This window comes from Rhizobium leguminosarum (assembly GCF_004123835.1).
In the GTDB taxonomy this organism is placed as follows: domain Bacteria; phylum Pseudomonadota; class Alphaproteobacteria; order Rhizobiales; family Rhizobiaceae; genus Rhizobium; species Rhizobium leguminosarum_M.
Genome location: NZ_MZMU01000026.1, coordinates 39406 through 62262 on the forward strand (window position 1 = coordinate 39406; position 22857 = coordinate 62262).

19 protein-coding genes are annotated in these 22857 nt (G+C 62.1%); 7 read left to right on the forward strand and 12 right to left on the reverse strand.

What is annotated here, in order from left to right:
• Positions 1–547: 547 nt before the first annotated feature.
• From B5P46_RS33010 to B5P46_RS33020, 3 genes are all read left to right on the forward strand, one after another.
• A complete protein-coding gene (locus B5P46_RS33010; RefSeq protein WP_129422387.1) occupies positions 548–922 on the forward strand; it encodes a c-type cytochrome in 375 nt (124 codons plus the stop codon).
• A 344-nt stretch (positions 923–1266) separates the two neighbouring features.
• Entirely contained in the window at positions 1267–1740 is a 474-nt protein-coding gene (locus B5P46_RS33015; protein WP_129422388.1) for a (2Fe-2S)-binding protein, read from the forward strand.
• 12 nt (positions 1741–1752) lie between these two features.
• Positions 1753–3999, forward strand: a complete 2247-nt coding sequence (locus tag B5P46_RS33020) for a xanthine dehydrogenase family protein molybdopterin-binding subunit (protein WP_129422389.1) — start codon at positions 1753–1755, stop codon at positions 3997–3999.
• A gap of 246 nt (positions 4000–4245) precedes the next feature.
• Here B5P46_RS33020 and B5P46_RS33025 read toward each other — a convergent pair whose 3' ends face one another.
• Positions 4246–5139 carry a LysR family transcriptional regulator gene (locus tag B5P46_RS33025; RefSeq protein WP_129422390.1) on the reverse strand — a complete coding sequence of 298 codons (894 nt, stop codon included), beginning with the start codon at positions 5137–5139 and terminating at the stop codon, positions 4246–4248.
• Positions 5140–5247: 108 nt separating this feature from the next.
• Here B5P46_RS33025 and B5P46_RS33030 point away from each other — a divergent pair, with 108 nt between their 5' ends.
• Positions 5248–6420 (forward strand): NADH-dependent flavin oxidoreductase, encoded by a 1173-nt coding sequence (locus B5P46_RS33030; protein ID WP_129422391.1) that lies wholly within the window; start codon positions 5248–5250, stop codon positions 6418–6420.
• Positions 6421–6456: 36 nt separating this feature from the next.
• Positions 6457–7302 (forward strand): SDR family NAD(P)-dependent oxidoreductase, encoded by an 846-nt coding sequence (locus tag B5P46_RS33035; RefSeq protein WP_129422392.1) that lies wholly within the window; start codon positions 6457–6459, stop codon positions 7300–7302.
• A gap of 19 nt (positions 7303–7321) precedes the next feature.
• Here the strand turns inward: B5P46_RS33035 and B5P46_RS33040 are convergent, their stop codons facing one another.
• From B5P46_RS33040 to B5P46_RS33060, 5 genes are all read right to left on the reverse strand, one after another.
• Complete coding sequence (locus B5P46_RS33040) at positions 7322–7756, reverse strand: GNAT family N-acetyltransferase (RefSeq protein WP_129422393.1); 435 nt, start codon at positions 7754–7756, stop codon at positions 7322–7324.
• Positions 7757–7821: 65 nt separating this feature from the next.
• Positions 7822–9777, reverse strand: a complete 1956-nt coding sequence (locus B5P46_RS33045; protein ID WP_129422394.1) for a DEAD/DEAH box helicase — start codon at positions 9775–9777, stop codon at positions 7822–7824.
• 99 nt (positions 9778–9876) lie between these two features.
• Positions 9877–11733, reverse strand: a complete 1857-nt coding sequence (locus B5P46_RS33050; RefSeq protein WP_129422395.1) for a CHASE2 domain-containing protein — start codon at positions 11731–11733, stop codon at positions 9877–9879.
• A gap of 5 nt (positions 11734–11738) precedes the next feature.
• Complete coding sequence (locus B5P46_RS33055) at positions 11739–12257, reverse strand: FecR domain-containing protein (RefSeq protein ID WP_129422396.1); 519 nt, start codon at positions 12255–12257, stop codon at positions 11739–11741.
• Between the two features lie 154 nt (positions 12258–12411).
• Positions 12412–13557 carry a citrate synthase gene (locus tag B5P46_RS33060; RefSeq protein ID WP_129422397.1) on the reverse strand — a complete coding sequence of 382 codons (1146 nt, stop codon included), beginning with the start codon at positions 13555–13557 and terminating at the stop codon, positions 12412–12414.
• A gap of 83 nt (positions 13558–13640) precedes the next feature.
• Between B5P46_RS33060 and B5P46_RS33065 the strand changes: the two genes are divergently transcribed.
• Positions 13641–14729: a citrate synthase/methylcitrate synthase gene (locus tag B5P46_RS33065; protein ID WP_129422398.1), complete on the forward strand. Its 1089-nt coding sequence runs from the start codon at positions 13641–13643 to the stop codon at positions 14727–14729.
• Between the two features lie 42 nt (positions 14730–14771).
• On the opposite strand, the gene B5P46_RS33070 is transcribed toward B5P46_RS33065, so the two are convergent.
• From B5P46_RS33070 to B5P46_RS33095, 5 genes are all read right to left on the reverse strand, one after another.
• Positions 14772–15242 carry an SRPBCC family protein gene (locus tag B5P46_RS33070; RefSeq protein ID WP_129422399.1) on the reverse strand — a complete coding sequence of 157 codons (471 nt, stop codon included), beginning with the start codon at positions 15240–15242 and terminating at the stop codon, positions 14772–14774.
• 71 nt (positions 15243–15313) lie between these two features.
• Positions 15314–16942 (reverse strand): CTP synthase, encoded by a 1629-nt coding sequence (locus tag B5P46_RS33075; protein WP_129422400.1) that lies wholly within the window; start codon positions 16940–16942, stop codon positions 15314–15316.
• A gap of 142 nt (positions 16943–17084) precedes the next feature.
• The gene (gene secG, locus B5P46_RS33085; RefSeq protein ID WP_129422402.1) at positions 17085–17630 is read right to left on the reverse strand and encodes a preprotein translocase subunit SecG; all 546 of its coding nucleotides are present in this window, start codon (positions 17628–17630) and stop codon (positions 17085–17087) included.
• 131 nt (positions 17631–17761) lie between these two features.
• Entirely contained in the window at positions 17762–18532 is a 771-nt protein-coding gene (gene tpiA / locus B5P46_RS33090) for a triose-phosphate isomerase (protein ID WP_129422403.1), read from the reverse strand.
• A gap of 185 nt (positions 18533–18717) precedes the next feature.
• Complete coding sequence (locus B5P46_RS33095; protein ID WP_129422404.1) at positions 18718–19617, reverse strand: alpha/beta hydrolase; 900 nt, start codon at positions 19615–19617, stop codon at positions 18718–18720.
• A gap of 219 nt (positions 19618–19836) precedes the next feature.
• Here B5P46_RS33095 and parE point away from each other — a divergent pair, with 219 nt between their 5' ends.
• Complete coding sequence (gene parE, locus B5P46_RS33100; protein WP_129422405.1) at positions 19837–21939, forward strand: DNA topoisomerase IV subunit B; 2103 nt, start codon at positions 19837–19839, stop codon at positions 21937–21939.
• A 72-nt stretch (positions 21940–22011) separates the two neighbouring features.
• Here parE and B5P46_RS33105 read toward each other — a convergent pair whose 3' ends face one another.
• Positions 22012–22812, reverse strand: a complete 801-nt coding sequence (locus B5P46_RS33105) for a hypothetical protein (RefSeq protein ID WP_129422406.1) — start codon at positions 22810–22812, stop codon at positions 22012–22014.
• Positions 22813–22857 lie beyond the last annotated feature (45 nt).

Below are 22857 nucleotides of genomic sequence, written 5' to 3' on the forward strand. Positions count from 1 at the left end.
GGCTTTTCGCAAGGAACTGAACCGCTATTCGTGATGAGGCGTGCCATATGCCATTCAGGAACGCAATACAGGCCGTTGAAGCGAGACCGTCTTGGGAGCCTCGGCGCGTGCGAGATCTGCGAGAAACTGCTCCATCAGCGGGGAATCACCAAACCGACGATAGGTGAACTTCCGCGCTGCAACCGATGTCTGCAGAACCTCTCCGAGGGAAGCTTAAGCTTCACTGATTGCACGTGCGGCAGGCATCAAGAGGGTTGAGTCCTGCTGGTGCAAAGCAAGGCAGACAACCTTCGTCGACGATCGTTGGCTGTCGGGCATTTATGAACCTCATTTCTAACATCATGCAGATAGTACCGCCTAATGCTCCATGCTGAGGCGAGGTAACGTCTCCAACCAACCGCCGTCTCCAGTGCGATGCCATGTCCGGAGAAGATGAGGCGTGTCTTGGGTCTAAGGTCTTTAGCGCGGCCTGCCAGCAACGGTGCTGGCGCGCGCTACTCCACCGTCCTTTCAGGGCTTCGACAGCCCGTATTCGGGAAGAACACGCATGACAAAAATTTTGGCTTCTGTTGTGATCTCCACCTTGATCCTTGTGTCGGCGACGGCTCCTGCGGAAGCGGAGGGAGATGTCGCCTTGGGACAAAAAGCGTTTCAGCGCTGTTTCGCCTGTCATTCGACCACGGATCAGAAAAAGGCTGGGCCGGGGCTCGGTGGCGTTGTCGGGCGCGCGGCCGGCACTGCGGAAGGCGTCCGCTGTTCGGCGGCCATGAAGGCGTCGGGATTAGTATGGGACGAGGCGACGTTGGACCGATTTCTAGCAGCGCCTCGCGAAGTTGTACCGACCACCACGATGACCGTGGGCGTACCCAAGCCTGAGGATCGGCTAAACATCATCGCTTACCTGAAGTCCCTGTCGGAGTAGCGGCGAACCTCTTGGCTGAGCAAGCCGGCGGTCGATGGGCACCCAACGCGGCCGATCATCGCTGACCGGTCTTGGGTTGACGTGTCTGCTCGTGCTTTTGCCTCGCATTCAGAAGCCGCCTTTCTAACGTCGTGCAGGTTTTGCCAACTAATTTGGCGCCGCCGGACGAGCTAACGTTGCCGCGGAGAGCAGGCTCTTGGTCGATGGCGTCTCATCATCCTGGAGGTTGCTGGCGGCACTCCCGTCGCCGTCGCTCTCCTCGATGATCGACGGTTCTAACCGTTAGCTGAACGACCGCAGTCAACGACCACATCCATTATGAAACATCGGAGAACCGACCAGTCATGATCACACTGAATATCAACGGTAATCAGCACGAGGTCGATGCCGACCCGGAGACACCCATCCTTTGGGTGCTGCGCGACACGCTCGGCATGACCGGGACCAAGTTCGGCTGCGGCGCCGCGCTTTGCGGCGCGTGCACGATACATCTGGATGGTGAGGCTGTCCGTTCCTGCAGCACCCCTCTCTCCGCTGCCGAGGGCCTGAATATCACCACCATAGAAAAAGCGACCGACGGCAGCGACCGCGTCGGCGCCGCTGTGCGCGCAGCTTGGGTCAAGCACGATGTAGCGCAGTGCGGTTATTGTCAGAGCGGCCAGATCATGAGCGCCACGGCGTTCCTCGCATCCTTGCCCTCCGGTTCGCAGCCGACCGCCTCGGAGATAGATACGGCAATGGAAGGTAATATTTGTCGTTGTGGAACCTATGTCCGTATCCGCGCCGCCATAGCCGATGCTGCCAGCAATCTCGTTTGAGGGAGACACCATATGTTGCCGAACATGGATTATAGCGAATTACCGCGTGCGCTGCAGCACATGCTGGAACGGGGTCGTTCGACGGCGGTTCAGGCGTTGCCACGCCGCAGCTTTCTAAAGCTGACGGGGACCCTCGGTTTGGCTGTCGGCATTTTCCCCCATCTGGCCGCCGCCCAGTCCACCGACGCGGGTGAGGTGCCCACCGCTCTGAAGCCGACCGAGCAGCCTTCTGCGTTTGTTCAAATTGCGCCAAATGGCGAGGTTATGGTCACAATCAACCGGCTGGAGTTCGGTCAAGGCGTCCAAACGGCATTGCCGATGATCCTTGCCGAAGAACTCGACGCGGACTGGAATTTAGTACGCAACCAGCTCGGCACCAATGACATGGCCTATGTTGATCCGCTCTTCGGCATGCACCTTACCGGCGGTTCGAACACCATCAAGAACAGCTTTACGCAGTATCGCGAGTTGGGTGCCCGCGTCCGCGCCATGCTGCTCGCAGCCGCGGCGGACCGCTGGAACGTGGATGTTTCCGCGCTGCGAACCCAGGCCGGTGTGGTTCTGGCTCCCGATGGCCGCAAGCTCGGTTATGGAGAACTTTCCGAAGCGGCCATGGCCCTGCCCGTGCCTCAGAAAATAGCGTTGAAGGACCCGAAGGATTTCCGCATCATCGGCCAGCCCACCCAGCGTCTGGACGCACAAGCCAAGAGCAGTGGCCAACAGAGTTTTGGCATCGACTTCAAGTTGCCGGGACAATTGACGGCCGTGGTGGCTCGCCCTCCGGTCTTCGGAGCCAGGATAGCATCGCTGGACGACAGCGCAGCACGTTCAGTAAAGGGTGTGAAAGCTGTTTTGCGGGTGCCGCTGGATCGCGGTGCAGAGGGCGTGGCCGTGGTGGCCGACGGATATTGGCAGGCATCTCAGGGCCGCAACGCCCTTAAGGTGGAGTGGGACACATCGCCTGTCGAAAAGGTCGATAGTGAAAAGCAACTTGCCCAGTTTCGCGAGATCGCCAATCGCCCCGGCCCGCGCCAGTTCGATGCCGACATGGCGCCATTGGAAACTGCACCCTTGAGTCTGGAAGCCGAGTTCGTGTTTCCGTATCTCGCCCACGCGGCGATGGAACCGCTGAACTGCACGGTTCGGCTTTCCGACGATAGTGCCGAGATCTGGATGGGGAGCCAAAGTGCAGGGCTCGATGCCGGCGTTGCAGCAAACGTGCTCGGCCTCAAGCCGGAACAGGTCGTGGTGAACGTGCAGACATCGGGTGGTGGCTTCGGCCGGCGCTTTTCCAGCAGCAGCGACACGGCAATGGAGGCCTGCCAGATAGCCAAAGCCGCAAGGGCGGCGGGGCTGAACGCACCGGTGCGAACGCTCTGGAGCCGTGAGGACGATATGAGGGGCGGCTACTATCGTCCAACGCATCTTCACCGCGCCCGCATCGGTTTCGACAAAGAGGGCAATGTACTGGCCTGGGACCACACCATCGTCGGTCAGTCCATACTGACGGGAACCGTGTTCGAGAAGTTCCAGGTGAAGGACGGCATCGATGCCGCCACGACCGAGGGGATGCGGAGCCCCTACCCGCTTCCCATGCGCCTGACAGTACATCATCCTGTTACCAACGTGCCGGTTCTGTGGTGGCGCAGCGTTGGCTCCACCCATACGGCCTTCGTGATGGAGACCTTGCTTGACGATATAGCGAGAGCCACCGACCAGGATCCGGTCGCATATCGCATGAAGATGTTTGGCGATGAGCATCCTCGTCATCGCGATGCACTGCAACTCGCCGTAGACAGGAGCGGTTACGGCAGTAGGGCATTGGCAGAAGGCCGGGCCTGGGGTGTGGCCGTGCACGAATCCTTTTCATCCGTGGTGGCCTACGTGGTGGAAGCCTCCGTCGTCGACGGGCAGCCCAAGCTGCATCGGGTTACGGCGGGGGTGCACTGCAATCTGGCCGTCAACCCTCGGACTGTGGAAGCGCAGGTTCAGGGCGCGGCGATCATGGGCTTGTCGACATGCCTTGCCGGCGCGGAAATCACGCTCAAGGACGGTATTGTGGACCAAGGCAACTTCAGCGAATTCACGGTGGCAAGGATCACGGATGTGCCGGAGTTCGACGTCAACATCGTACCGAGCGCGGATGCACCGACAGGCATGGGCGAACCCGGCCTGCCGCCTTTGGCGCCGGCATTTGCCAATGCCATCTCGCGTCTGACAGGCAAGCCAGTCAGGCAGATGCCTTTCAACCTCGCTTAGAACCTGGCTCGGACGAGAGCCTGCCCCGGTCCTGTGTGCCGCTGAATGCAGCGGGCCGCACAGGGCCGCGATGTTCCTGTCGCGTGACGTCTTGACAATAATGGCGCTAAGACTTCGCGGTCAGCGATGACCGCGGGCTTCACCAGCAATCAGGACAGGCAGGACTTCACGTCTATCGGCAATCGCGCGACTGAGATCACCCCCCAACCCAACGCGACCATCTTCCGGGCAGGCCTGGCAGGGGCGTCAGCCTTTGAAACGAAGCGCCTCGACGAGGAGCGCAAACGCAGCCGTATGCTGACGTCGGCTTGGGTAATACAGGTGATAGCCAGGGAACGACTGACACCAATCGTCGAGGACTCGGATCAGTCGCCCGTCTGCAATGTATTGTGAAACCTGACTTTCGAAAGTGTAGGCAAGCCCGAGCCCATCCAAAGCAGCGGCTTCCAGCATCAAACTATCGTTGATGATGAGCGGCCCGTTCATTCTGACCACAAGCTCCTCGCCGTCGCGCTCGAACTCCCAGGCGTACAATCCACCTCCTGTGGTTTGCCGGTAGCTAATACCCCGGTGATCGCCGAGATCGCGGGGCGTCATTGGGATTGTGCGGTTCTGGAAGTAGGACGGCGATCCAACGACTGCCATGCGAAGGTCAGGGCCGATCCTGACGGCAACCATGTCTTTTTGAACCTGTTCTCCAATGCGAATACCGGCGTCGAACCGGTCGGCCACGATATCCGTCAGGCCCTCGTCAAGAATGACCTCCATTTCAATATCCGGGTATTCCGCCAAGAATGTTGTCATGACAGGCCAAAGCACGCTCATGGCGGCATATCGAAACGTCGTGATACGGATAGTGCCCGCCGGCTTGTCACGAAGTGCGGTGACGGCTGCGATCTCGCTTTCGATGTGTTCGAAGGCAGGGCGGAGGTTCCGAAGCATACGCTCTCCGGCATCGGTCAGCGACAAGCTTCGTGTAGTGCGTGAGATTAGCCGCACCCCCAGCCTCTGCTCCAGCATCCTGACTGAGTAACTGACGGCAGACTGGGAAAGTCCCAGCTTGGCGGAGGCGCGCGTGAAACTTCCGGCCTCGGCGACGGCGATGAAGGCTGCAAGTTCGCTGAAGTCACCGTGTCTCATTTATCAGCCCCATTTCTAACTTCATGCAGATTATAGCGGCTAATCATCGTTTGTCTTCATCGCTATCTGTCACTTCACAAACCGTTGACCGGCAAGCAAGAGAGACAATTGCTCATGGAAACTACGTCCAAAATTTTTGAACCGTTCGCATTCGCCAAGGGGCTCACGCTTCGCAACCGGGTCGTCATGGCCCCAATGACGACATGGTCGGCGAATGGCGATGGAACTGTCTCGGATGAGGAAGTTTCGTATTATCGACGCAGGGTAAAAGGCGTTGGCCTCGTTGTGACGGGCTGCACGCACGTCACGCCCAATGGCATCGGCTTCACGGGCGAATTCGCTTCTTATGACGACAGCTTCATGCCAAGTCTGCGGCGGCTCGCGGAATCCGCCAAGAGCGGCGGCGCACCCGCGATTCTTCAGATTTTTCACGCTGGGAACAAGGCCGTGCCGGAGCTGGTCCCGAAGAAGGACGTGGTCAGCGCCAGTGCGCTCGAAGTTCCCCCCGGCCCGTTCAATCCAGGTGGGGTCACTACACGTGCTCTGAGCCATGACGAAATCCTCGATGTGATTTCGGCGTTCGGGCGGGCGACGCGCCGTGCCATCGAAGCGGGCTTCGACGGCGTCGAACTCCATGGTGCCCATGGCTTCCTGATCCAGAACTTCTTCTCGCCTGTCTATAACCAGCGCAACGACGAATGGGGAGGCGCGCTGGAAAACCGGATGCGGTTCCCGCTCGCAGTGGTCCTCGAAGTGAAGCGGATAATAGACACATACGCGACGCGACCCTTCCTTTTGGGATACCGGATTTCCCCGGAGGAACCAGAATCGGGCGGGCTTCGGATCGAGGACACCTACGGGCTTATCGACCGTCTCATCGATTGCGGCGTGGACTACATCCATGCATCGCTGTCGAGCGTACTCGATGCCAAGCCGGTTGAAGCTAGCGATGATCGCATGATCGCTGAGTTGATCGCCGCCAGAGTTGCGGGGCGCGTGCCAGTCCTTGCCGCTGGCCAGGTCAGAACGCCTCAACAAGCGGAGCGTGCCCTCGATCTGGGCCTTTCGCTTGTGGCTGTCGGCCAAGGGCTGGTGATCAACCCGGACTGGGTCGAACTGTCAAAGAGCGGCAACGGCGATCTGATCGAGACGGAGATCAGAACCACGACGGTCCCAAAAATCGCACTTCCCACCAAACTCTGGGGCGTCATCGAGGCAGCCGGCGGCTGGTTCAAGATCAACGATGATCATGCGGCGCACGGGCGGAAGGCCAACGCATAAAGTGTCGGTACACAACTCGCCATCAAGGAGAATTCTATGAGTAAAGTCTGGATGATCACAGGCGCCGGGCGCGGCATGGGGCTCGATTTCGCCAAGGCGGTTCTGGCGTCCGGCGACAAGCTCGTCGCCACCGGCCGAAATCGTGAGCGCGTTGCCGCGGCCATCGGTCAATCGGAAAACCTGCTGGTCGTCACGCTGGACGTGACAAAGTCTGCAGATGCGGACTCCGCTGTCAAAGCGGCGCTTGAACGTTTTGGTCGCATCGACGTGCTGGTGAACAATGCCGCGAACTTTTACGCAGGCTATTTTGAGGAATTGACCTCAGCCCAAATGGATCTGCAGTTGGCCAGTAATCTCCTCGGCCCCATGAGTGTCACCCGCGCCGTCCTGCCGGTGATGCGCCGGCAGGAATCCGGCAAGGTCATCTCGATCTCATCGACGGCCAGCCTGCTGGGCTTTGAGTTTTGCAGCGCTTACTCTGCCGCGAAGTTTGCCCTCGATGGCTGGATGGAATCGCTGCAGCCCGAAGTGGCGCCGTTTGGTATTGAAACGATGATCGTCAATCCGGGCTTCTTCCGCACGGAACTGCTGACCGACGAATCAACCCAATATGCTCCGTCATCTGTCCGCGACTACGACGAAAGACGCGCCCAGCACCTGGCATTCTGGAAGTCCGCCAACGGCCAGCAGAGCGGCGATCCCGCAAAACTTGCCCAAGCGCTGATCACCCTGGTCAACCAACCGGAGCTGCCCCGCCGGTTCATCGCCGGAGCTGATGCTGTTGGCATGGTGGAACAGAAAATCGCGCTGCTGCAGCAGCAGATCGACGCCTACCGGGAGCTTTCAAGTTCGCTTGCGTTCGAAGTGAAATCCCAAGCCTGAAACGACGCTTTGCTAGAGCTCAGTAATTCTTCATGGCAAGATGCGGCATTCCGCCGTCAAGAAATTGCGCGCCATAGGCAACGAAGCCGAAACGCTCGTAAAGCGGCAGCTTGTCCGCCTGCGCTGTCAGATAGAAGCGGTTGTCGCGGGCAGCGCGATGCAGTTCCATCGCTTGCCCGATCATTGCGGCTGCAATGCCTTGGCCGCGCCATTGGCTTGCAACCGCAACCCGGCCGACCTTCACATGTTCCTCGGCGTAGATGATCCGCAGGGTGCCGGAGACTTCGCCCGCCGTGACGGCGACAAGATGATGAGCGTTGAGATCGTCGGCATCGAATTCCTCGGCTTCGGGAACCTTCTGCTCATGCACGAAAATAGCGCGCCGCAGCCGGAAGGCCTCATTGCAGAGCGTACTGAAAACCGGGACGCTGAGGATCGCCGTTTCCGTCACCATCCTTGCCTCCCTCAGGGATACGACCCAAAGCCCTCCGCCTTATCGGCGAAGGGCTGCCGGCAAAATCAGCCGGGCTTCTTCTTTGAGAACTTAGCTTTTGGTCCGGCGCCGCCCTTACCCTCATATTTGGGGGCCTCGGATCTCGGGCCTTCGTATTTCGGCTTGTCGGACTTCGGGCCATCGAAAGCGGGCTTGCCCGGCTTCTTGCTCCAGGGCTTGCTATCCCGTTTGTCCCCGCCGCTATTATCGGCCGCGGCATATCCGCCGCCCGGACCCTTGCCGAACTTGTTCTTCGGCCGCTCGCCGCGGAATGTGTCGTCCGGCCGCTCGTCGCGAGATGGCTTGCCGGCATAAGGCTTCGGCGCAGGCGCCCGGCTGAAATCCGGCGTGCCGGAAAGCCTGGTCACGCGGATGCCGCGTTCGAGCGCTTTGTTCGGACCGATCGCCGCCAGGAAGCTTTCGGCGCTCGCCGCAGCGATCTCCACAAAAGTTTCCTCGGGCTGCATCTTGATCGCGCCGATCTCGCGCTTCGTCACATTGCCGTTGCGGCAGAGCATCGGGATCAGCCAGCGCGGCTCGGCATTCTGCTTGCGCCCGACTGAGACGGAAAACCAGACGCTGGCGCCAAAATCTTCGCGCGGTCCCTTCTGCGCCGGCTCGTACGGCTCGGAATTGTCGCGGCGCTTGCGGCTGCGGTCGTCCTGCACGGTAACCTCGATGAGGTCCTCCGGCGCCGAATGATTGGTGCGGTAAAGACGTAAGAAAGCGGCGGCGAGCTTTTCGGCGCCGTGGCTGGCGAGAAGCTGCTGTACCAGCCCCTGCTCTTCCTCCTGCGGCGTTTCGTTGAAGATCGGATCGGCGAGCAGCCGCGCGTCGTCGCGCTCGCTTACTTCCTCGGCCGAAGGCGGGCGCGCCCAGGCAGCCGAAATACCGGCATTCTCAAGCAGGCGCTCTGCCTTGCGCCGTGCATTCAGCGGCACGATCATGGCGCTGATGCCCTTGCGTCCGGCCCGGCCGGTTCGGCCGCTGCGGTGCAGCAGCGTGTCCGGATTGGTCGGCAGGTCGGCATGGATGACGAGATCGAGCCCCGGCAGGTCGATGCCGCGGGCGGCAACGTCGGTCGCGATGCAGACACGGGCGCGCCCGTCGCGCATCGCCTGCAGCGCATGCGTGCGCTCGTTCTGCGTCAGCTCGCCGGACAGCGCCACGACGGCGAAATTGCGGTTGTTGAAGCGTGCGGTCAGATGGTTGACGGCGGCGCGCGTCGAGCAGAACACGATGGCATTGGTCGCCTCGTAATAGCGCAGCACGTTGATGATCGCGTTCTCGCGGTCGCTCGGGGCGACCATCAGCGCGCGATATTCGATGTCAATATGCTGCTTTTCCTCGGCCGCGGTGCTGATGCGCACGGCATCGCGCTGGTAGCTCTTGGCAAGCTTGGCGATCGCCGCCGGCACCGTTGCCGAAAACATCAGCGTCCGGCGTTCGTCCGGCGCCGCATCGAGGATGAATTCGAGGTCTTCGCGGAAGCCGAGATCGAGCATCTCGTCGGCCTCGTCGAGCACGGCGGCCTTCAGTTCCGACATGTCGAGCGCCCTGCGGCGGATATGGTCGCAAAGCCGGCCGGGCGTGCCGACGACGATATGGGCGCCGCGTTCGAGCGAGCGGCGCTCATTACGGATGTCCATGCCGCCGACGCAGCTGACGATCACCGCGCTGGTCATCTCAAAGAGCCATTCGAGCTCGCGCTTCACCTGCAGGGCAAGCTCGCGCGTCGGGGCGATGACCAGGGCGAGCGGCGCGGCGGCATTGCCGAAGCGCTCCCTGCCTTCGAGCAGCGTCGGCGCCAGCGCCAGGCCGAAGGCGACGGTTTTGCCGGAGCCGGTCTGGGCCGAGACCAGCGCGTCGGAAGCGGCAAGCGCCGGATCGAGCATCGCCTTCTGCACCGGGGTGAGTTCGGCGTAACCACGCTTCTGCAACGCCTTGGCGATCGCCGGAACGACGCCGTTAAATTCTGTCATGAGTTCGATCTTTCGGAGCTGTCAGGCGCGTTGCTGCGCCATGGCCGGAGCCAGCCGGCGGGGTATTTGCGCCGTTCCTAGCCGCTCCCGCGGCGATTGTCAAAGCGTGCGGCTGCGCCACAGCCAGGCGTCGATGCGGCTTGCCCGGCCACGCAGCGCCGTTTCCAACGGTCCCTCCATCCGGCCGGACTGCGAGAGCACGCTATCGGGGCCGGCGGCGCGGACGATTTCGGCGCTCAGCGCCAGTTCGACGCCATGGCGGGCGGCGACCTCCATCAGCCGGCTGCCGACATTGATGGTGTCGCCCGCCGCGGTGATCTGCTGCCGGTCGCCGGTGCCCAATCGCGAGGCGACGATCGGGCCACAATGGGCGCCGACCTTGAAGCCGATCTTCTTTTGGGCAAAGCCCGCATGCGCTTGAAGCCAGGCCCTTGTGCGCTCGCACAGACTGACTGCGCAAGCGGCGGCACGGGCGGCATCGTCATCGGCAGGCTCCGGCAGGCCGAACAGGATCATCGCCCCGTCGCCCATGAAGCTGGTGATGGCGCCGCCATGGGCGCGCGCCTCCTCGTCGACCAGTTCGAAGAAGCCGCTCAGCATCTCGCTCACCGCCACCGGCCCCACATTTTCGCTGAGGCCGGTGAAGCCCGAGAGATCGATGAAGATGACGGCGGCGTTCTGCCGCACCGGCGCGGCGAGGAAGTTCGGATCGCGCGCCAGCCACTCGCCGAGCCCCGGCGCCTCGATGCGCTGCAGAAGCGCGCTCTGCTCGGCGAAATGGCGGGCGCGGCCACGGTCGAGCCAGAGTTCGGCCGCGCCATAAGCCAGCGCCGGCGGCAGTGCTGCGGCGATCGGCAGCGCCGCACTCAGCCAGTAGCCATGCGCGAAGGCCGACAGATTGAGCATCGCCCAGACGATCAGCGTCAGCACGATGATGACATAGCCTGCCGCACTCCGGCGCCAGGCGACCAGCGACACGAGCACGATCGGCAGTCCGATGGCGGTGGCGGCATCGATAAGCCGCATCCTGCGGTCGCGCACCATGCCGTCGCCGGTAACAAGATGGGTGATCGCCGTCGACATCACCTCGACGCCGGGCATGACGGGATCGAACGGTGTCGGGAAGACATCGCCGCCGCCGGTGACAGTCGAACCGATGACGACGATGCGGCCTGCCACCGCATCCGCTGGCAGCCTGCCATCCAGCGCATCGGCAGCGCTGAAGGTGGCGATGCTGCCGTGGCCGCCATAGAATGTCACCGGCAGGCGCTGGCCGATATCAGTGGGAATACGCAGCTTTCCGAGCATGATGGCGTCGCGTTCGATGGTGGGATCGACGCCGAGCGCCACCGACGCGGCACGCAGCGGAAAAGCCGGATCCAGCCGGTCTGCGGCACGCGAGATCAGCGGAATGAAGCGCGGCGTGCCGGTCTGGTCGGTTGCGACGTTGACGATGCCGACCGCGGCGGCCTCGGCAAAGCGGGGGAGCGGCAAGAGAAGCTGGTTTGCCTCCGGGATGGCGGCAAGCGGATCCTCGGCCGCATCGGTGACCCGCTGGCTGCTTTGCGCAAAAGTGGCCGCGGCCGCAATCACGCTTGGCCCCTGGCGAAGGGCCGAGGTCAGTGCCGCATCGCCCTCCTCCGGCCCCGGATCGACCAGCAAAATATCGATGGCCACGGCCTTCGGCTTCAGCGCGGTGATCGCATCAACGAGGCGCGCAAGCGTCGCCCGATTGAGCGGATAGCCGTGCGCCCCAGCGGTGCGGTCGTCGATCGCGACGATCGAGACGACGGGAGGCGGTGTCTTCGCCCCGACGATGGCGCTGCGGATATCGGCAAGCGAGGCCTCCATCCGGTCGAGAAGACCGCTTCCGGCATGGAGATTGGTATGGCCGAGCGCAGCTCCCCAAAGACCGGCGAGCAGCAGCGCGATCACTGTCAGCAGGCGATGATTCATGGGACTTATTGGCCGAGACGGGCAAGAAGGGCGGCAGCGCGCGGCGCCGGCCAGCGACGCACGACGAGGGGTTCGGTTCCGGCGGTAACGTCGACGCCCTCGCCCGGCGACAGCACCACCGGCTCGCCGGACGGCCGGCGAACCGCGACGCTGCCTCTGACGACCAGCACCGAGGTCTGGCCGCCTGCGACATCGACAGCCCATTGGGTGCCGCGCACGGCCGCAATCGCCTGCGGCGTCACGACCTGGAAACCACCTGCGTGCTGGGTGTTATCGACATCGATGAGAATGGCTTTGCGGCGCAGCGATGCCGAATCGGGGCTGCCGTCACGGTTGCGGTCGACCAGGCTGTAGGCCGCGCCGGCCTCCGCCGTCACCGTGACGCCGCCGGGACAACTGAGCACCTGACGGGCGCCGGCATCACGCGATACCGTGCAGCCGGCAGACTGCGCAAAGGCCGCCCCATGCGGAATGAGGCCGAGAGCGAGTGCGGCGGCAAGCCGGCTGCGAAACGTCGTATTCATGGAAAGTCCCCTTGACCGCGCGGATGGATCTTTTCGAAAACGCCCGCCAACCGTCTTCTTCCCAACTGTCTTCTTCGATCTGAGGCATGATAGCCGAATTCAAATATTTCCCTAGGCCAAAAAAAGCAAATCGTCGCAATCGCCGGTATAATTCTTACGTTCTATTATCCGTTTCGGGCGCAGGTCCGGTATAACGCGCCCGCGGCCGGATCAATTCGCCGCTGTCGATCTGTTCCATTGCATGGGCAAGCCAACCCGCGGAACGGGCAAGCGAGAACATGATGATCGGCGCCTCCCTCGGAAGATCGAAGGCGGCAGCCATTGCGGCAAGCGCGAAATCGACGTTGACCTTCTCGCCCACGATCTCCTCGCCGGTTTGCCGGAGTTCAGCAAACCGCGGCGGCAGGGGGAAGTGCGAAAGCAGCGCTAAGGCCCTGATATCGTCATCGGGATAGAGCGGATGGCCGAAGGCCGACAGGCGATTGCCTTGGGCAAGCGTGCGGCGGATCGCCTGCTCCGCCCCGAGCGCGGACGTGGTCTCGATCAAGGCGTCGACACCCTGCCAGGCGGCGCCATGCAGCGGCCCTGTCAGCGTCGCCAGACCGGACAGCACGGCGGCCGAAAGGGCTGCACCCGCCGATGCCGTGACCCGCGCTGCAAAGGTCGAGGCGTTGAGTTCATGATCGGCAAGCAGCACCAGCGCGCGGCGCAGGCAATCGGCGGCGTCCGGCCGCTGCCAGCTTGCCGCAAGCCTGAGATGTAGCGGCCGGTCCGAAGGCCCCGGCGCCAGCGCATCGGCGACGGTGGAGAGAACTCCGCTTGCTTCACGGCGCAGTGCTGCCTGCGAGCGGCCGAGCGATGGCAGATCCGATGTCACTCGCCCTGCCAGCGCCAGGAACGCCGCCTGAAGCGACGGAGAGGCATGTCTGGTCTCGCTGCCGGAGGAGAGTGGCTCCGCACCGTTCCAGAGCAGCGCCGCCGCCTGCTCCAGCGTCGCGACTTCAGCGAAACCGGCCGTATCTTTTCCGCGATAGAAAAGCCGTCCGCCGATGATGGTGGAAATTGCCGAGGACAGAACTGGATCGCCCCAGCGGATCGCCTCGGCGGCGACCGTTTCGGTCTTGCGGCGGCCGGCGTGGCGTTCGGCAAGCCGCTGTACGTCGGTAGCTTGATAGAGGCTGCGGCGCGGGTCGGCGGGATCGGGCTTGGCGCGGATGCGTCCGCGGCTGACATTGGCATAGAGCGTCTGCGGCTTGGTCTTCAGCGCCTGCAGCGCCTCCTCGGCGGTCAGCCACGACATCGGAGCCTCACATTGATCAATTGCGTCAAGATTGACGTCAATGAAACTAGGTCGGATCATCCAGACCGTAAAGGAGAAACAACATGAAAAACGGCTTGGAAGATGTCATTGCTGCCGAAACGCAGCTTTCGGATGTCGATGGCGAAGCGGGACGACTGATCATCCGCGGCGTATCGCTGGATCACCTGGTTGCAGACGGCACCTATGAAGGCGTCGCCGCCCTATTGCTCGATGGGCTGATGGAAAAAAGCTTCGACGAAGCGGAATTGCGCGACTGGTTGGCGCAGGCGCGAACGAGGATTTTCGGCCATATCAAGGCCGCCGACGCCGCCCTGCTCGCCCTGCCTCCGGTCGATGCAATGCGGGCGCTGATCGCCCGCCTGCCCGACAGCGAGGATTTCGATACCGCTCTCAGCCTTCTGGCTGCGCCCGCAGTTTTCCTACCGGCGATCCTTCGCATGCAAAGCGGCAAAAGACCGATCGCGCCCGACGCCTCGCTGCCGCAGGCGGCCGATATCCTGCGTATGCTGACCGGAAAATTGCCGACCAGGGAGCAGACAGCGGCCCTCGACACCTATCTCGTGACGATTTCGGACCATGGCCTCAATGCCTCGACCTTCGCATCGCGCGTCATCGCCTCGACGCAGGCCGGCCTCACCTCTTCCGTGCTCGCCGCACTGAGCGCGCTGAAAGGGCCGCTGCATGGCGGCGCGCCCGGTCCTGTGCTCGACATGCTGGATGCGATCGGAACGGCGGAGAATGCTTACCCATGGCTCGAGGAAGCACTCGACCGGGGCGAAAGGCTGATGGGCTTCGGCCACCGTATCTACCGCGTTCGCGATCCGCGCGCCAATGCGCTGAAGGGCGCGCTGAAGCCGCTGATATCAACCGGACAGGTAAACAGCGCCCGCAGTGCGCTGGCGGAAGCCGTGGAGGCTGCGGCATTGGCGATCCTGAAGGCGCGCAAGCCGAACCGTCCGCTCGACGTCAATGTCGAGTTTTATACCGCGCTGCTGCTCGAAGCGCTCGGCTTTCCGCGTAAGGCCTTCACCGGCGTCTTCGCGATCGGCCGCACCGTCGGCTGGCTGGCCCATGCCCGCGAACAGGCGCTCGACGGCCGGTTGATCCGGCCACGCTCGGTCTATATCGGGCCGCTGCCGGCGGCTGCGTGAAGATTGAATTCGGCGGCAGGGCTATATCCCTGCCGTCGATCCTCAGCCGCCGACAAAAGCGGCAAGCTTGTCGAGCGTCGAGCGGCACCCTTCCTCATTGTCTTCGAGGCGGATCCCGGACGGAATATTGTCGCAGACCATCGTCACATCGGTGCCTCCATCCGCAGGCGACAACATCGTGCTGACGGTCATCTCGCCGGAAAAGCCCTCGTCCTCGGAATCGAAGACCGTTGCCCAGACGATTCGTTCGTCCGGCACGAGCTTGGCAAATCGGCCTTCGAACCTGTCTGCCTTGTCGGAGGTCTTGCCCGGCTGCGATGTCTCGTCGTCGGGATAGACGAGCGACATGCTGAAGGCGCCGCCTTCCCTGCCCTCGAAGGCATGGACGATGCCCTTCATCGTATCAGGCGGAAGCCAGGTGGCGACCGCATCTGCATCGAGGAAGGCGCGGTAGATGCGCTCGCGCGGCGCTGCGATGAAGCGTGAGACGGTCGTGCTGCGTGAAGGGGTCATGCCGGCAAATTAGCGCAGGCATGGATGTTATCCAGATCGCGCCTCAAACAACGCGATCTGGTTTGCATGCATCAGACGAGGCGGCTCTGCTCCGTCGCCGCTTCGATGAAGCTGGCAAACAGCGGATGCGGGTCGAGCGGCCGGCTTTTCAGTTCCGGGTGGTACTGCACGCCGATGAACCAGGGATGATCGGGATATTCGATCGTCTCCGGAAGCACGCCGTCCGGCGACATGCCGGAGAAGACGAGGCCGCAGTTTTCGAGCCGGTCCCTGTAGTCGACATTGACCTCGTAGCGATGGCGGTGACGCTCGGAAATATCGGTGGAACCGTAGATATCCGCGATCTTCGTGCCCTTCTTCAGGGCCGCCTTGTAGGCGCCGAGGCGCATCGTGCCGCCGAGATCGCCGGCTGCCGTGCGCTTCTGCAACTCGTTGCCCTTGACCCATTCGGTCATCAGGCCGACCACCGGCTCTTTCGTCGGGCCGAATTCGGTCGAGGAGGCACCGGGCACGTCGGCGAGATTGCGCGCCGCCTCGATGACTGCCATCTGCATGCCGAAGCAGATGCCGAAATATGGCACCTTGCGCTCGCGGGCAAAGCGGGCAGCGTGGATCTTGCCTTCCGAGCCGCGTTCACCGAAGCCGCCGGGCACGAGGATGCCGTGTACCTTTTCGAGATAGGGCGCCGGATCTTCCTTTTCGAAGACCTCGGACTCGATCCATTCGAGATTGACTTTGACGCGATTGGCGATGCCGCCGTGATGCAGCGCCTCGATCAGCGACTTATAGGCATCCTTGAGGCCGGTATATTTGCCGACGATCGCGATCGTCACCTCGCCTTCCGGCGTGCGGATGCGGTTGCAGACCTCTTCCCACGGGTCGAGCCGCGGCTTAGGCGCCGGCTCGATACCGAAGGCCGCGAGCACTTCGTCGTCGAGGCCTTCCTTGTGGTAGGCTATCGGTACATCGTAGATGTTGGCAACGTCGAGCGCCTGGATGACGGCAGACGGGCGAACGTTGCAGAACAACGATAGCTTGCGGCGCTCGGCTTCCGGAATTTCGCGGTCGGCCCGCACCAGCAGGATATCGGGATGAATGCCGAGCGCCTGCAGTTCCTTCACCGAATGCTGCGTCGGCTTGGTCTTGAGCTCGCCGGCCGCCGGAATATAGGGCATCAGCGTCAGGTGAACGTAGACGGCGGTGCCGCGCGGCAGGTCGTTGCCGAGCTGGCGGATCGCCTCCATGAACGGCATCGCCTCGATGTCGCCGACCGTGCCGCCGATCTCGCAGATGACGAAGTCGTAGTCGTCATTGCCCTCGATGACGAAATCCTTGATCTCGTTGGTGACGTGCGGGATGACCTGCACCGTCGCGCCGAGATAGTCGCCGCGCCGTTCCTTGTCGATGATGTTCTTGTAGATGCGGCCGGTGGTGATGTTGTCGGTCTTGGTCGCCGAACGCCCCGTGAAGCGTTCGTAGTGACCGAGATCGAGATCGGTTTCCGCGCCGTCGTCGGTGACGAAGACCTCGCCGTGCTGGGTCGGGCTCATCGTGCCCGGATCCACGTTCAGATAGGGGTCGAGCTTGCGAAGCCGAACCCTATATCCACGGGCCTGCAGCAACGCTCCGAGAGCCGCGGCCGCAATTCCTTTTCCGAGAGAGGAAACCACGCCGCCAGTGATAAATACGTATCGCGCCATGGGATTCACCGGATACCTTTTCAAAAACGATTCCACCAGCCCAAAAATTCTTTTCCAGAACTTTCGATGCGTCGCGCAGGAATCTGAACAAAAGAAAACCGGCAGACCCTGGGGCCTGCCGGCGGTTATGTCGAAGACCGGTTTACTGTCCCGTCGGGACGCCGGAGGGCTGAGCCGGTGCCGGCGCGGCCGGAGCTGCGGGCGTTGCCGGGGCAGTCGTTGCCGGAGCGGTCGTTGAAGGCGCGGTGGCCGCTGGGGCCTGAGTCGCCGGAGTGCCAGTTGCCGGCGCCCCAGTTGCTGGAGCTTGAGCGGCGGGAGCCTGCGGTGCGGGTGCTGCCGCGCCGCTGCTTGGAACGCCGTTGCCGGCCGGCGGGGATGCCGGAGCCTGCGCGCCGCCGAGCGAATCGAGAATACCGTTGCCCTGGCCGCCTGTTGCCGGAATGCGGTCGAGAATGTCGCTCGGACGGCCCTCGTAACGTGTCAGGATGCCGAGGCCGAGCGAAGTCAGGAAAAACAGGGTCGCAAGGATCGCGGTCGTGCGCGTCAGCGCATTGGCCGTGCCGCGGGCCGACATGAAGCCGGAACCGCCGCCGATGCCGAGGCCGCCGCCTTCCGAGCGCTGGATGAGCACGACGCCGACAAGGGCGAGCACGATCATGAGATGGATGACAATCAATACGGTCTGCATGGGTCCAGTCCTGCCCGCCTGGAGACGGACATAAGTAAGAATTCTGGCGGCTCTTTACATGAGGCTTTCATCTATTCCAAGCCCTTCAGCCCGGAATAAACTCGGGAATAAACCCAGGAATAAAAAATGCCTCAGGCGAGCAGCGCCTCATAGGCCCGGTAGATGGCGAGGAAGTCGGCCGCTTTCAAGCTCGCTCCGCCGATCAGCGCGCCATCGACATTGGCAATGCCCATCAGCTCATGGGCATTGGCCGGCTTGACCGAGCCGCCATAGAGAAGACGCATCTTGCGGCCTTCGTCGCCGAAGCGGGCCACGAGCTCTGCCCGCATGAAGGCATGCGCCTTTTCGACATCACCTGATGTCGGCGTCACGCCGGTGCCGATCGCCCAGATCGGCTCGTAGGCGATGACTGTGCTCTCGGCGGTGGCGCCGTCCGGAACCGAGGCGGAAAGCTGGCGCTTGATGACGTCGAGCGCCTGGCCTGTCCGGCGCTCATCCGCGGTCTCGCCGATGCAGATGATCGCCGTCAGCCCTGCGGCGAAGGCGGCCGCCGCCTTGGCGCGGACCAGATGGTCGGTTTCGGCATGGTCGGTGCGCCGCTCGGAATGGCCGACGATGACATAGGTGCCGAAACAATCTGCAATCATCTCGGCAGAGATGTCGCCGGTATGCGCGCCTGATGGGTTCTGATGGCAGTCCTGAGCGCCGATCGCCAGCGGGCTGTCGGTGCACAGCGCCGTCGCCACATAGAGCAGCGTCGCCGGCGGGCAGATCAGCGCTTCGACCTTGTCGGCCAACGGCGGGCGAACACCCTCGGCGATCGTCTTGATCTGATCCAGGGAGGCACGCATGCCATTCATTTTCCAATTTCCCGCCACAAGCGGGCGCACGTCAGGTGTCATGCCGGCCTTCCACAATCTGCATATGCCTTGGGCAATATCAAAAGCTTGCAGCAAAGAAAAGCATCATGCCCTTGACGTAAGGGGAATCTCTGCAATCCCGAGCATATTTCTGCCGAAAACCGCCTTTTGGTTTTTTCTGCGTGCCGTTATCGAAAAAATCGCTGCACAGTTTTGCGCAATATTCCTTAGCCGGCCAGAATCCAGTTCAACACCTTACGCCAGTCGATCATCCGGATCGGCGTCCCGTGATTGCCGGTCTGAAACAGCGTGAAACGCGCCGGATACCTTGCATTGTGCAGGCTTTCGAACAGCGCCTGCTGGCTAGCGGCGGCATAGACCGGGTCGCGGCTGCCATGGGCGAACCACAGCGGCAGCTTGGCCTTGTAAAAGGCGCTCCTGGTGAAATCGGGATCGGTGACCCCGCTCATGATCAGCATGCCCCTCAGCCGCTTGACGCTGTCACTGTTACGCGCAATGCCCCAGCAAACCTGGCTGCCCATCGAAGCGCAGGAAAGGATGATCGGCCGGCCGGGCGATTGCGCGCTGGCATAGCGGATGAGGCCGGCGATCGCCGCAACGCCGCTGCTGTCGAAGTTCCTGACTGTCGGCGAATAATAAACGCCGCCATTACCGGCGACGAGGTTCTTGAGGCGGTTGAAATTGCCGCCGAAGCTGTAGTCGTTGGCCCCAAGCCGCCGGTCACCGTCGCGCCCATGGATGAAAATCACCGTGAAGGCGGCATTCCCGGCCGGTCCCACCCTGGTGACATCGAGCTTGATGCCGTCGACAGACAACGTTTCGTCCGCTTGCGCCTTGCGGATGCCGAGCGCCACATATTTCTGCTGCACCCGCTTTTGCGGGATCTGGTCGCGGCCGTTGATATCGCGCATCTCGTCATAGTCGATGACCTCGAAGGCGCCGCCGTCGCCTGTCTGCAAGACGGACTGCTTGGAAAACAGCTCGTCCTTGAAAGGCGGCAAAGCGTCGGCCGCCTCTGCCGGGCCAACAGCGGACAGGATGGCCGCGGACAAGAAAAACGCCGCAATTGCGGTGATGATGGTGCAATGACTTGTGGACATTCGCATTCGGATGGTTCCTGAAGCCTGCCGCCGCTTGCCATTCTGCGCCCGGCAACGCAAATCATTTGGGAAAAGCCCGCCAAAACCGGCGGTGTCGCGTATAGAGGTGCTTTCTGGCAAAATCTGCCTGATTCGCAAACGTGGCATGAAATGCGGTGATTTTGGGTCGGCGGCGGATGCCCGCCCAAGCCAGACCCAAGACAGGATGAAGATCTGAACGGCTCCATGGACGATAGCAACGACCTCTTTTCCGGAATGCCCCTCTCTGAAAAACGCGAGGAGGCGCAGAAGCCTGCGGCGCCCGCCGAACGGCCGCCGGTGACGGCTGCGCCCGCCGCCGCAGCAGCACCCCCTGCTGCCGGAGCCTCCGCACGCCCCGCGCCCGCCGCCTCGAACTCAGATGATTACGGCGCCTCGTCGATCCGCGTCCTCGAAGGCCTCGAGCCGGTGCGCATGCGCCCGGGCATGTATATCGGCGGCACCGATGAAAAGGCGCTGCACCACCTCTTTGCCGAAGTCATCGACAATGCGATGGATGAGGCGGTCGCCGGGCATGCCAATTTCATCGAGGTCTATCTCGACCTTGAGGGTTATCTCACCGTCTCCGACAACGGCCGCGGCATCCCGGTCGAGAACCATCCGCAGGTGCCGGGCAAGTCGACGCTCGAAGTCATCATGACCAAGCTGCATGCCGGCGGCAAATTCGACGGCAAGGCTTACGAGACCTCCGGCGGCTTGCACGGCGTCGGCGTTTCGGTCGTCAACGCACTCTCCGACGACCTCGAGGTCGAGGTGGCGCGAAACCGCAAGCTCTACCGCCAGCGCTTCTCCCGCGGCCTGCCGCAGGGCGGCCTCGAAGAGCTGGGCGACGTCCACAACCGCCGCGGCACCCGTGTGCGCTTCCATCCCGACCCCCAGATCTTTGGGGATCACATGAAGTTCGACGCTGCCCGCGTCTTCCGCATGGCGCGCTCGAAGGCCTATCTCTTCGGCGGCGTCGAGATCCGCTGGAGCTGCGAGGCGGGCGTGCTGCCCGAAGGTTCCGAGGTCCCTGACAAGGCCGTCTTCCACTTCCCCGGCGGCCTGAAGGACTATCTCCAGGCGACGATGGGCAAGGAGTTCACTGTCACCCGCGAGATCTTTGCCGGCAAAACCGAGAAGACCAGCGGCCACGGCTCGATGGAATGGGCGATCACCTGGTATGGCGGCGATCCGCAGGTGCATTCCTATTGCAACACCATCCCGACGCCCGAAGGTGGCACGCATGAGGCCGGCCTTCGCATCGCGCTGACCAAGGGCCTGAAGGCCTATGCCGAGCTGACGCAGAACAAGCGCGCCGCGCAGATCACCACCGACGACGTGATGATTTCGGCCGTCGGCATGCTGTCGGTCTTCATTCGCGAGCCGGAATTCGTCGGCCAGACCAAGGACAAGCTTGCGACAGTCGAGGCCCAGCGCATCGTCGAGAACGCGCTGCGCGACCCCTTCGACCATTACCTTGCCGACAATCCGAACGAGTCGGCCAAGCTGCTCGACTGGGTGATCGAGCGCGCCGAGGAGCGTCTGCGCCGCCGCAAGGAAAAAGAAGTCAACCGCAAGAGCGCGGTGCGCAAATTGCGCCTGCCCGGCAAGCTTGCCGACTGCTCGCAGAACACGGCCGAGGGCGCCGAACTCTTCATCGTCGAGGGTGATTCGGCCGGCGGTTCGGCAAAGCAGGCGCGCAACCGCGCCAACCAGGCCATTCTGCCGCTGCGCGGCAAGATCCTCAACGTTGCCAGCGCCGGCCGCGAAAAACTCGGCGCCAACCAGCAGCTCGCCGATCTCATCCAGGCGCTGGGCTGTGGCACGCGCTCGAAATACCGCGACGAGGACCTGCGTTACGAGCGCATCATCGTCATGACCGATGCCGACGTCGACGGTGCCCACATCGCCTCGCTGCTCATCACCTTCTTCTATCAGGAGATGCCGGAGCTGGTGCGCGGCGGCCATCTCTTCCTCGCCGTGCCGCCGCTTTACAAGATCACCCAAGGCTCGAAATCCGCCTATGCCCGCGATGACAATCATCGCGCCGAGCTGATGCAGACGGAGTTCAAGGGCAAGGCCAAGGTCGAGATCAGCCGCTTCAAAGGTCTCGGCGAGATGATGCCCGCCCAGCTCAAGGAAACCACCATGGATCCGTCCAAGCGCACCCTGCTCAAGGTGCTGATCGACGAGGTGGATTTCGAAGGCACCCGCAGCGCCGTCGACGATCTGATGGGCACCAAACCGGAAGCCCGCTTCCGCTTCATTCAGGATCGCGCTGCCTTCGCCGAGAATCTCGATATCTAAGGCGTGATGCTGCAATTCAAAGTGTTACAGCGTCCTTTGCGCGTCTGGCTTTTCCAAATCGCGCCGACGGAACTATTCCCACGTTGAAGTTAGTATTACATTTCTCACATTTGCGTTTTTATCCAATTGTACTCCAATAGAGATTCCAACCAAAAATTTTAATTGCAGGAAATTAAGCTGATTCCCAATCATTTTATTGAATTGATATTTATCAATACTCGCTTCATAGGAGATTTCGTCTCGCCGGAATGGCATATCTCGTATGATACGCGAAAGCTGGAATCCTTGAGTCTCAAACCAACGCCGGCCCTCGCCGATGTGGCCGATGCTTGTAAGAATCCGAAAAACGCAAACATCCACATCTGTCGTCAAATCCATCGAATCCCAGTTGACCCTCGTGAGATCCGGATGAGCGTTTGTTCGCTCTGTTTCGACTAAGCAGGCGCTTGCATCAGGATATTTCCTGATCGAGGGATTATATCGACCACCGCCTTCAACCAGAGTCGAAGCTGGTCGGCCATAAATGGCGAACGGAAACTCACTTTCCGCCGAAGGCCGGCGGGGTTCGATTCGTTGCGAAGTTTCGCTACCCATGCAAGCAAAGCTCGTGAGAAAAAATGCGATCGCCGGTACACTGCCGACCTTCGGGCGCTTTAAGACAGGCATTGTTTTGCAACCTCTCGCACGTGCAATACGCATTTCTAAAGGCCGCGCAACGACTGGGCAACACCTGGCGGTGCGCTTGCCTTCCAAGCACAATCCTGCAGCTGAACGATCCGTTCGCAGCACCAGATTACCGCGACCCATTTTAGCATTCACGATTTCACGGAACTGACGAAGAACCGTAACAACTCCGTCAAATAACCGGTGCATGAAGCGGTCGGCGTGCCTCCCCCCGGAAGCATTTGCGCCGGTCGA

Excerpts from the sequence above, each read along its gene's own strand:
- B5P46_RS33010 (WP_129422387.1), top strand. The coding sequence starts at position 548 with ATGACAAAAATTTTGGCTTCTGTTGTGATCTCCACCTTGATCCTTGTG.
- B5P46_RS33015 (WP_129422388.1), top strand. The coding sequence starts at position 1,267 with ATGATCACACTGAATATCAACGGTAATCAGCACGAGGTCGATGCCGAC.
- B5P46_RS33020 (WP_129422389.1), top strand. The coding sequence starts at position 1,753 with ATGTTGCCGAACATGGATTATAGCGAATTACCGCGTGCGCTGCAGCAC.
- B5P46_RS33025 (WP_129422390.1), bottom strand. The coding sequence starts at position 5,139 with ATGAGACACGGTGACTTCAGCGAACTTGCAGCCTTCATCGCCGTCGCC.
- B5P46_RS33035 (WP_129422392.1), top strand. The coding sequence starts at position 6,457 with ATGAGTAAAGTCTGGATGATCACAGGCGCCGGGCGCGGCATGGGGCTC.
- B5P46_RS33040 (WP_129422393.1), bottom strand. The coding sequence starts at position 7,756 with ATGGTGACGGAAACGGCGATCCTCAGCGTCCCGGTTTTCAGTACGCTC.
- B5P46_RS33045 (WP_129422394.1), bottom strand. The coding sequence starts at position 9,777 with ATGACAGAATTTAACGGCGTCGTTCCGGCGATCGCCAAGGCGTTGCAG.
- B5P46_RS33050 (WP_129422395.1), bottom strand. The coding sequence starts at position 11,733 with ATGAATCATCGCCTGCTGACAGTGATCGCGCTGCTGCTCGCCGGTCTT.
- B5P46_RS33055 (WP_129422396.1), bottom strand. The coding sequence starts at position 12,257 with ATGAATACGACGTTTCGCAGCCGGCTTGCCGCCGCACTCGCTCTCGGC.
- B5P46_RS33060 (WP_129422397.1), bottom strand. The coding sequence starts at position 13,557 with ATGTCGTGGCTGACCGCCGAGGAGGCGCTGCAGGCGCTGAAGACCAAG.
- B5P46_RS33065 (WP_129422398.1), top strand. The coding sequence starts at position 13,641 with ATGAAAAACGGCTTGGAAGATGTCATTGCTGCCGAAACGCAGCTTTCG.
- B5P46_RS33070 (WP_129422399.1), bottom strand. The coding sequence starts at position 15,242 with ATGACCCCTTCACGCAGCACGACCGTCTCACGCTTCATCGCAGCGCCG.
- B5P46_RS33075 (WP_129422400.1), bottom strand. The coding sequence starts at position 16,942 with ATGGCGCGATACGTATTTATCACTGGCGGCGTGGTTTCCTCTCTCGGA.
- secG (WP_129422402.1), bottom strand. The coding sequence starts at position 17,630 with ATGCAGACCGTATTGATTGTCATCCATCTCATGATCGTGCTCGCCCTT.
- tpiA (WP_129422403.1), bottom strand. The coding sequence starts at position 18,532 with ATGACACCTGACGTGCGCCCGCTTGTGGCGGGAAATTGGAAAATGAAT.
- B5P46_RS33095 (WP_129422404.1), bottom strand. The coding sequence starts at position 19,617 with ATGCGAATGTCCACAAGTCATTGCACCATCATCACCGCAATTGCGGCG.
- parE (WP_129422405.1), top strand. The coding sequence starts at position 19,837 with ATGGACGATAGCAACGACCTCTTTTCCGGAATGCCCCTCTCTGAAAAA.
- B5P46_RS33105 (WP_129422406.1), bottom strand. The coding sequence starts at position 22,812 with ATGCACCGGTTATTTGACGGAGTTGTTACGGTTCTTCGTCAGTTCCGT.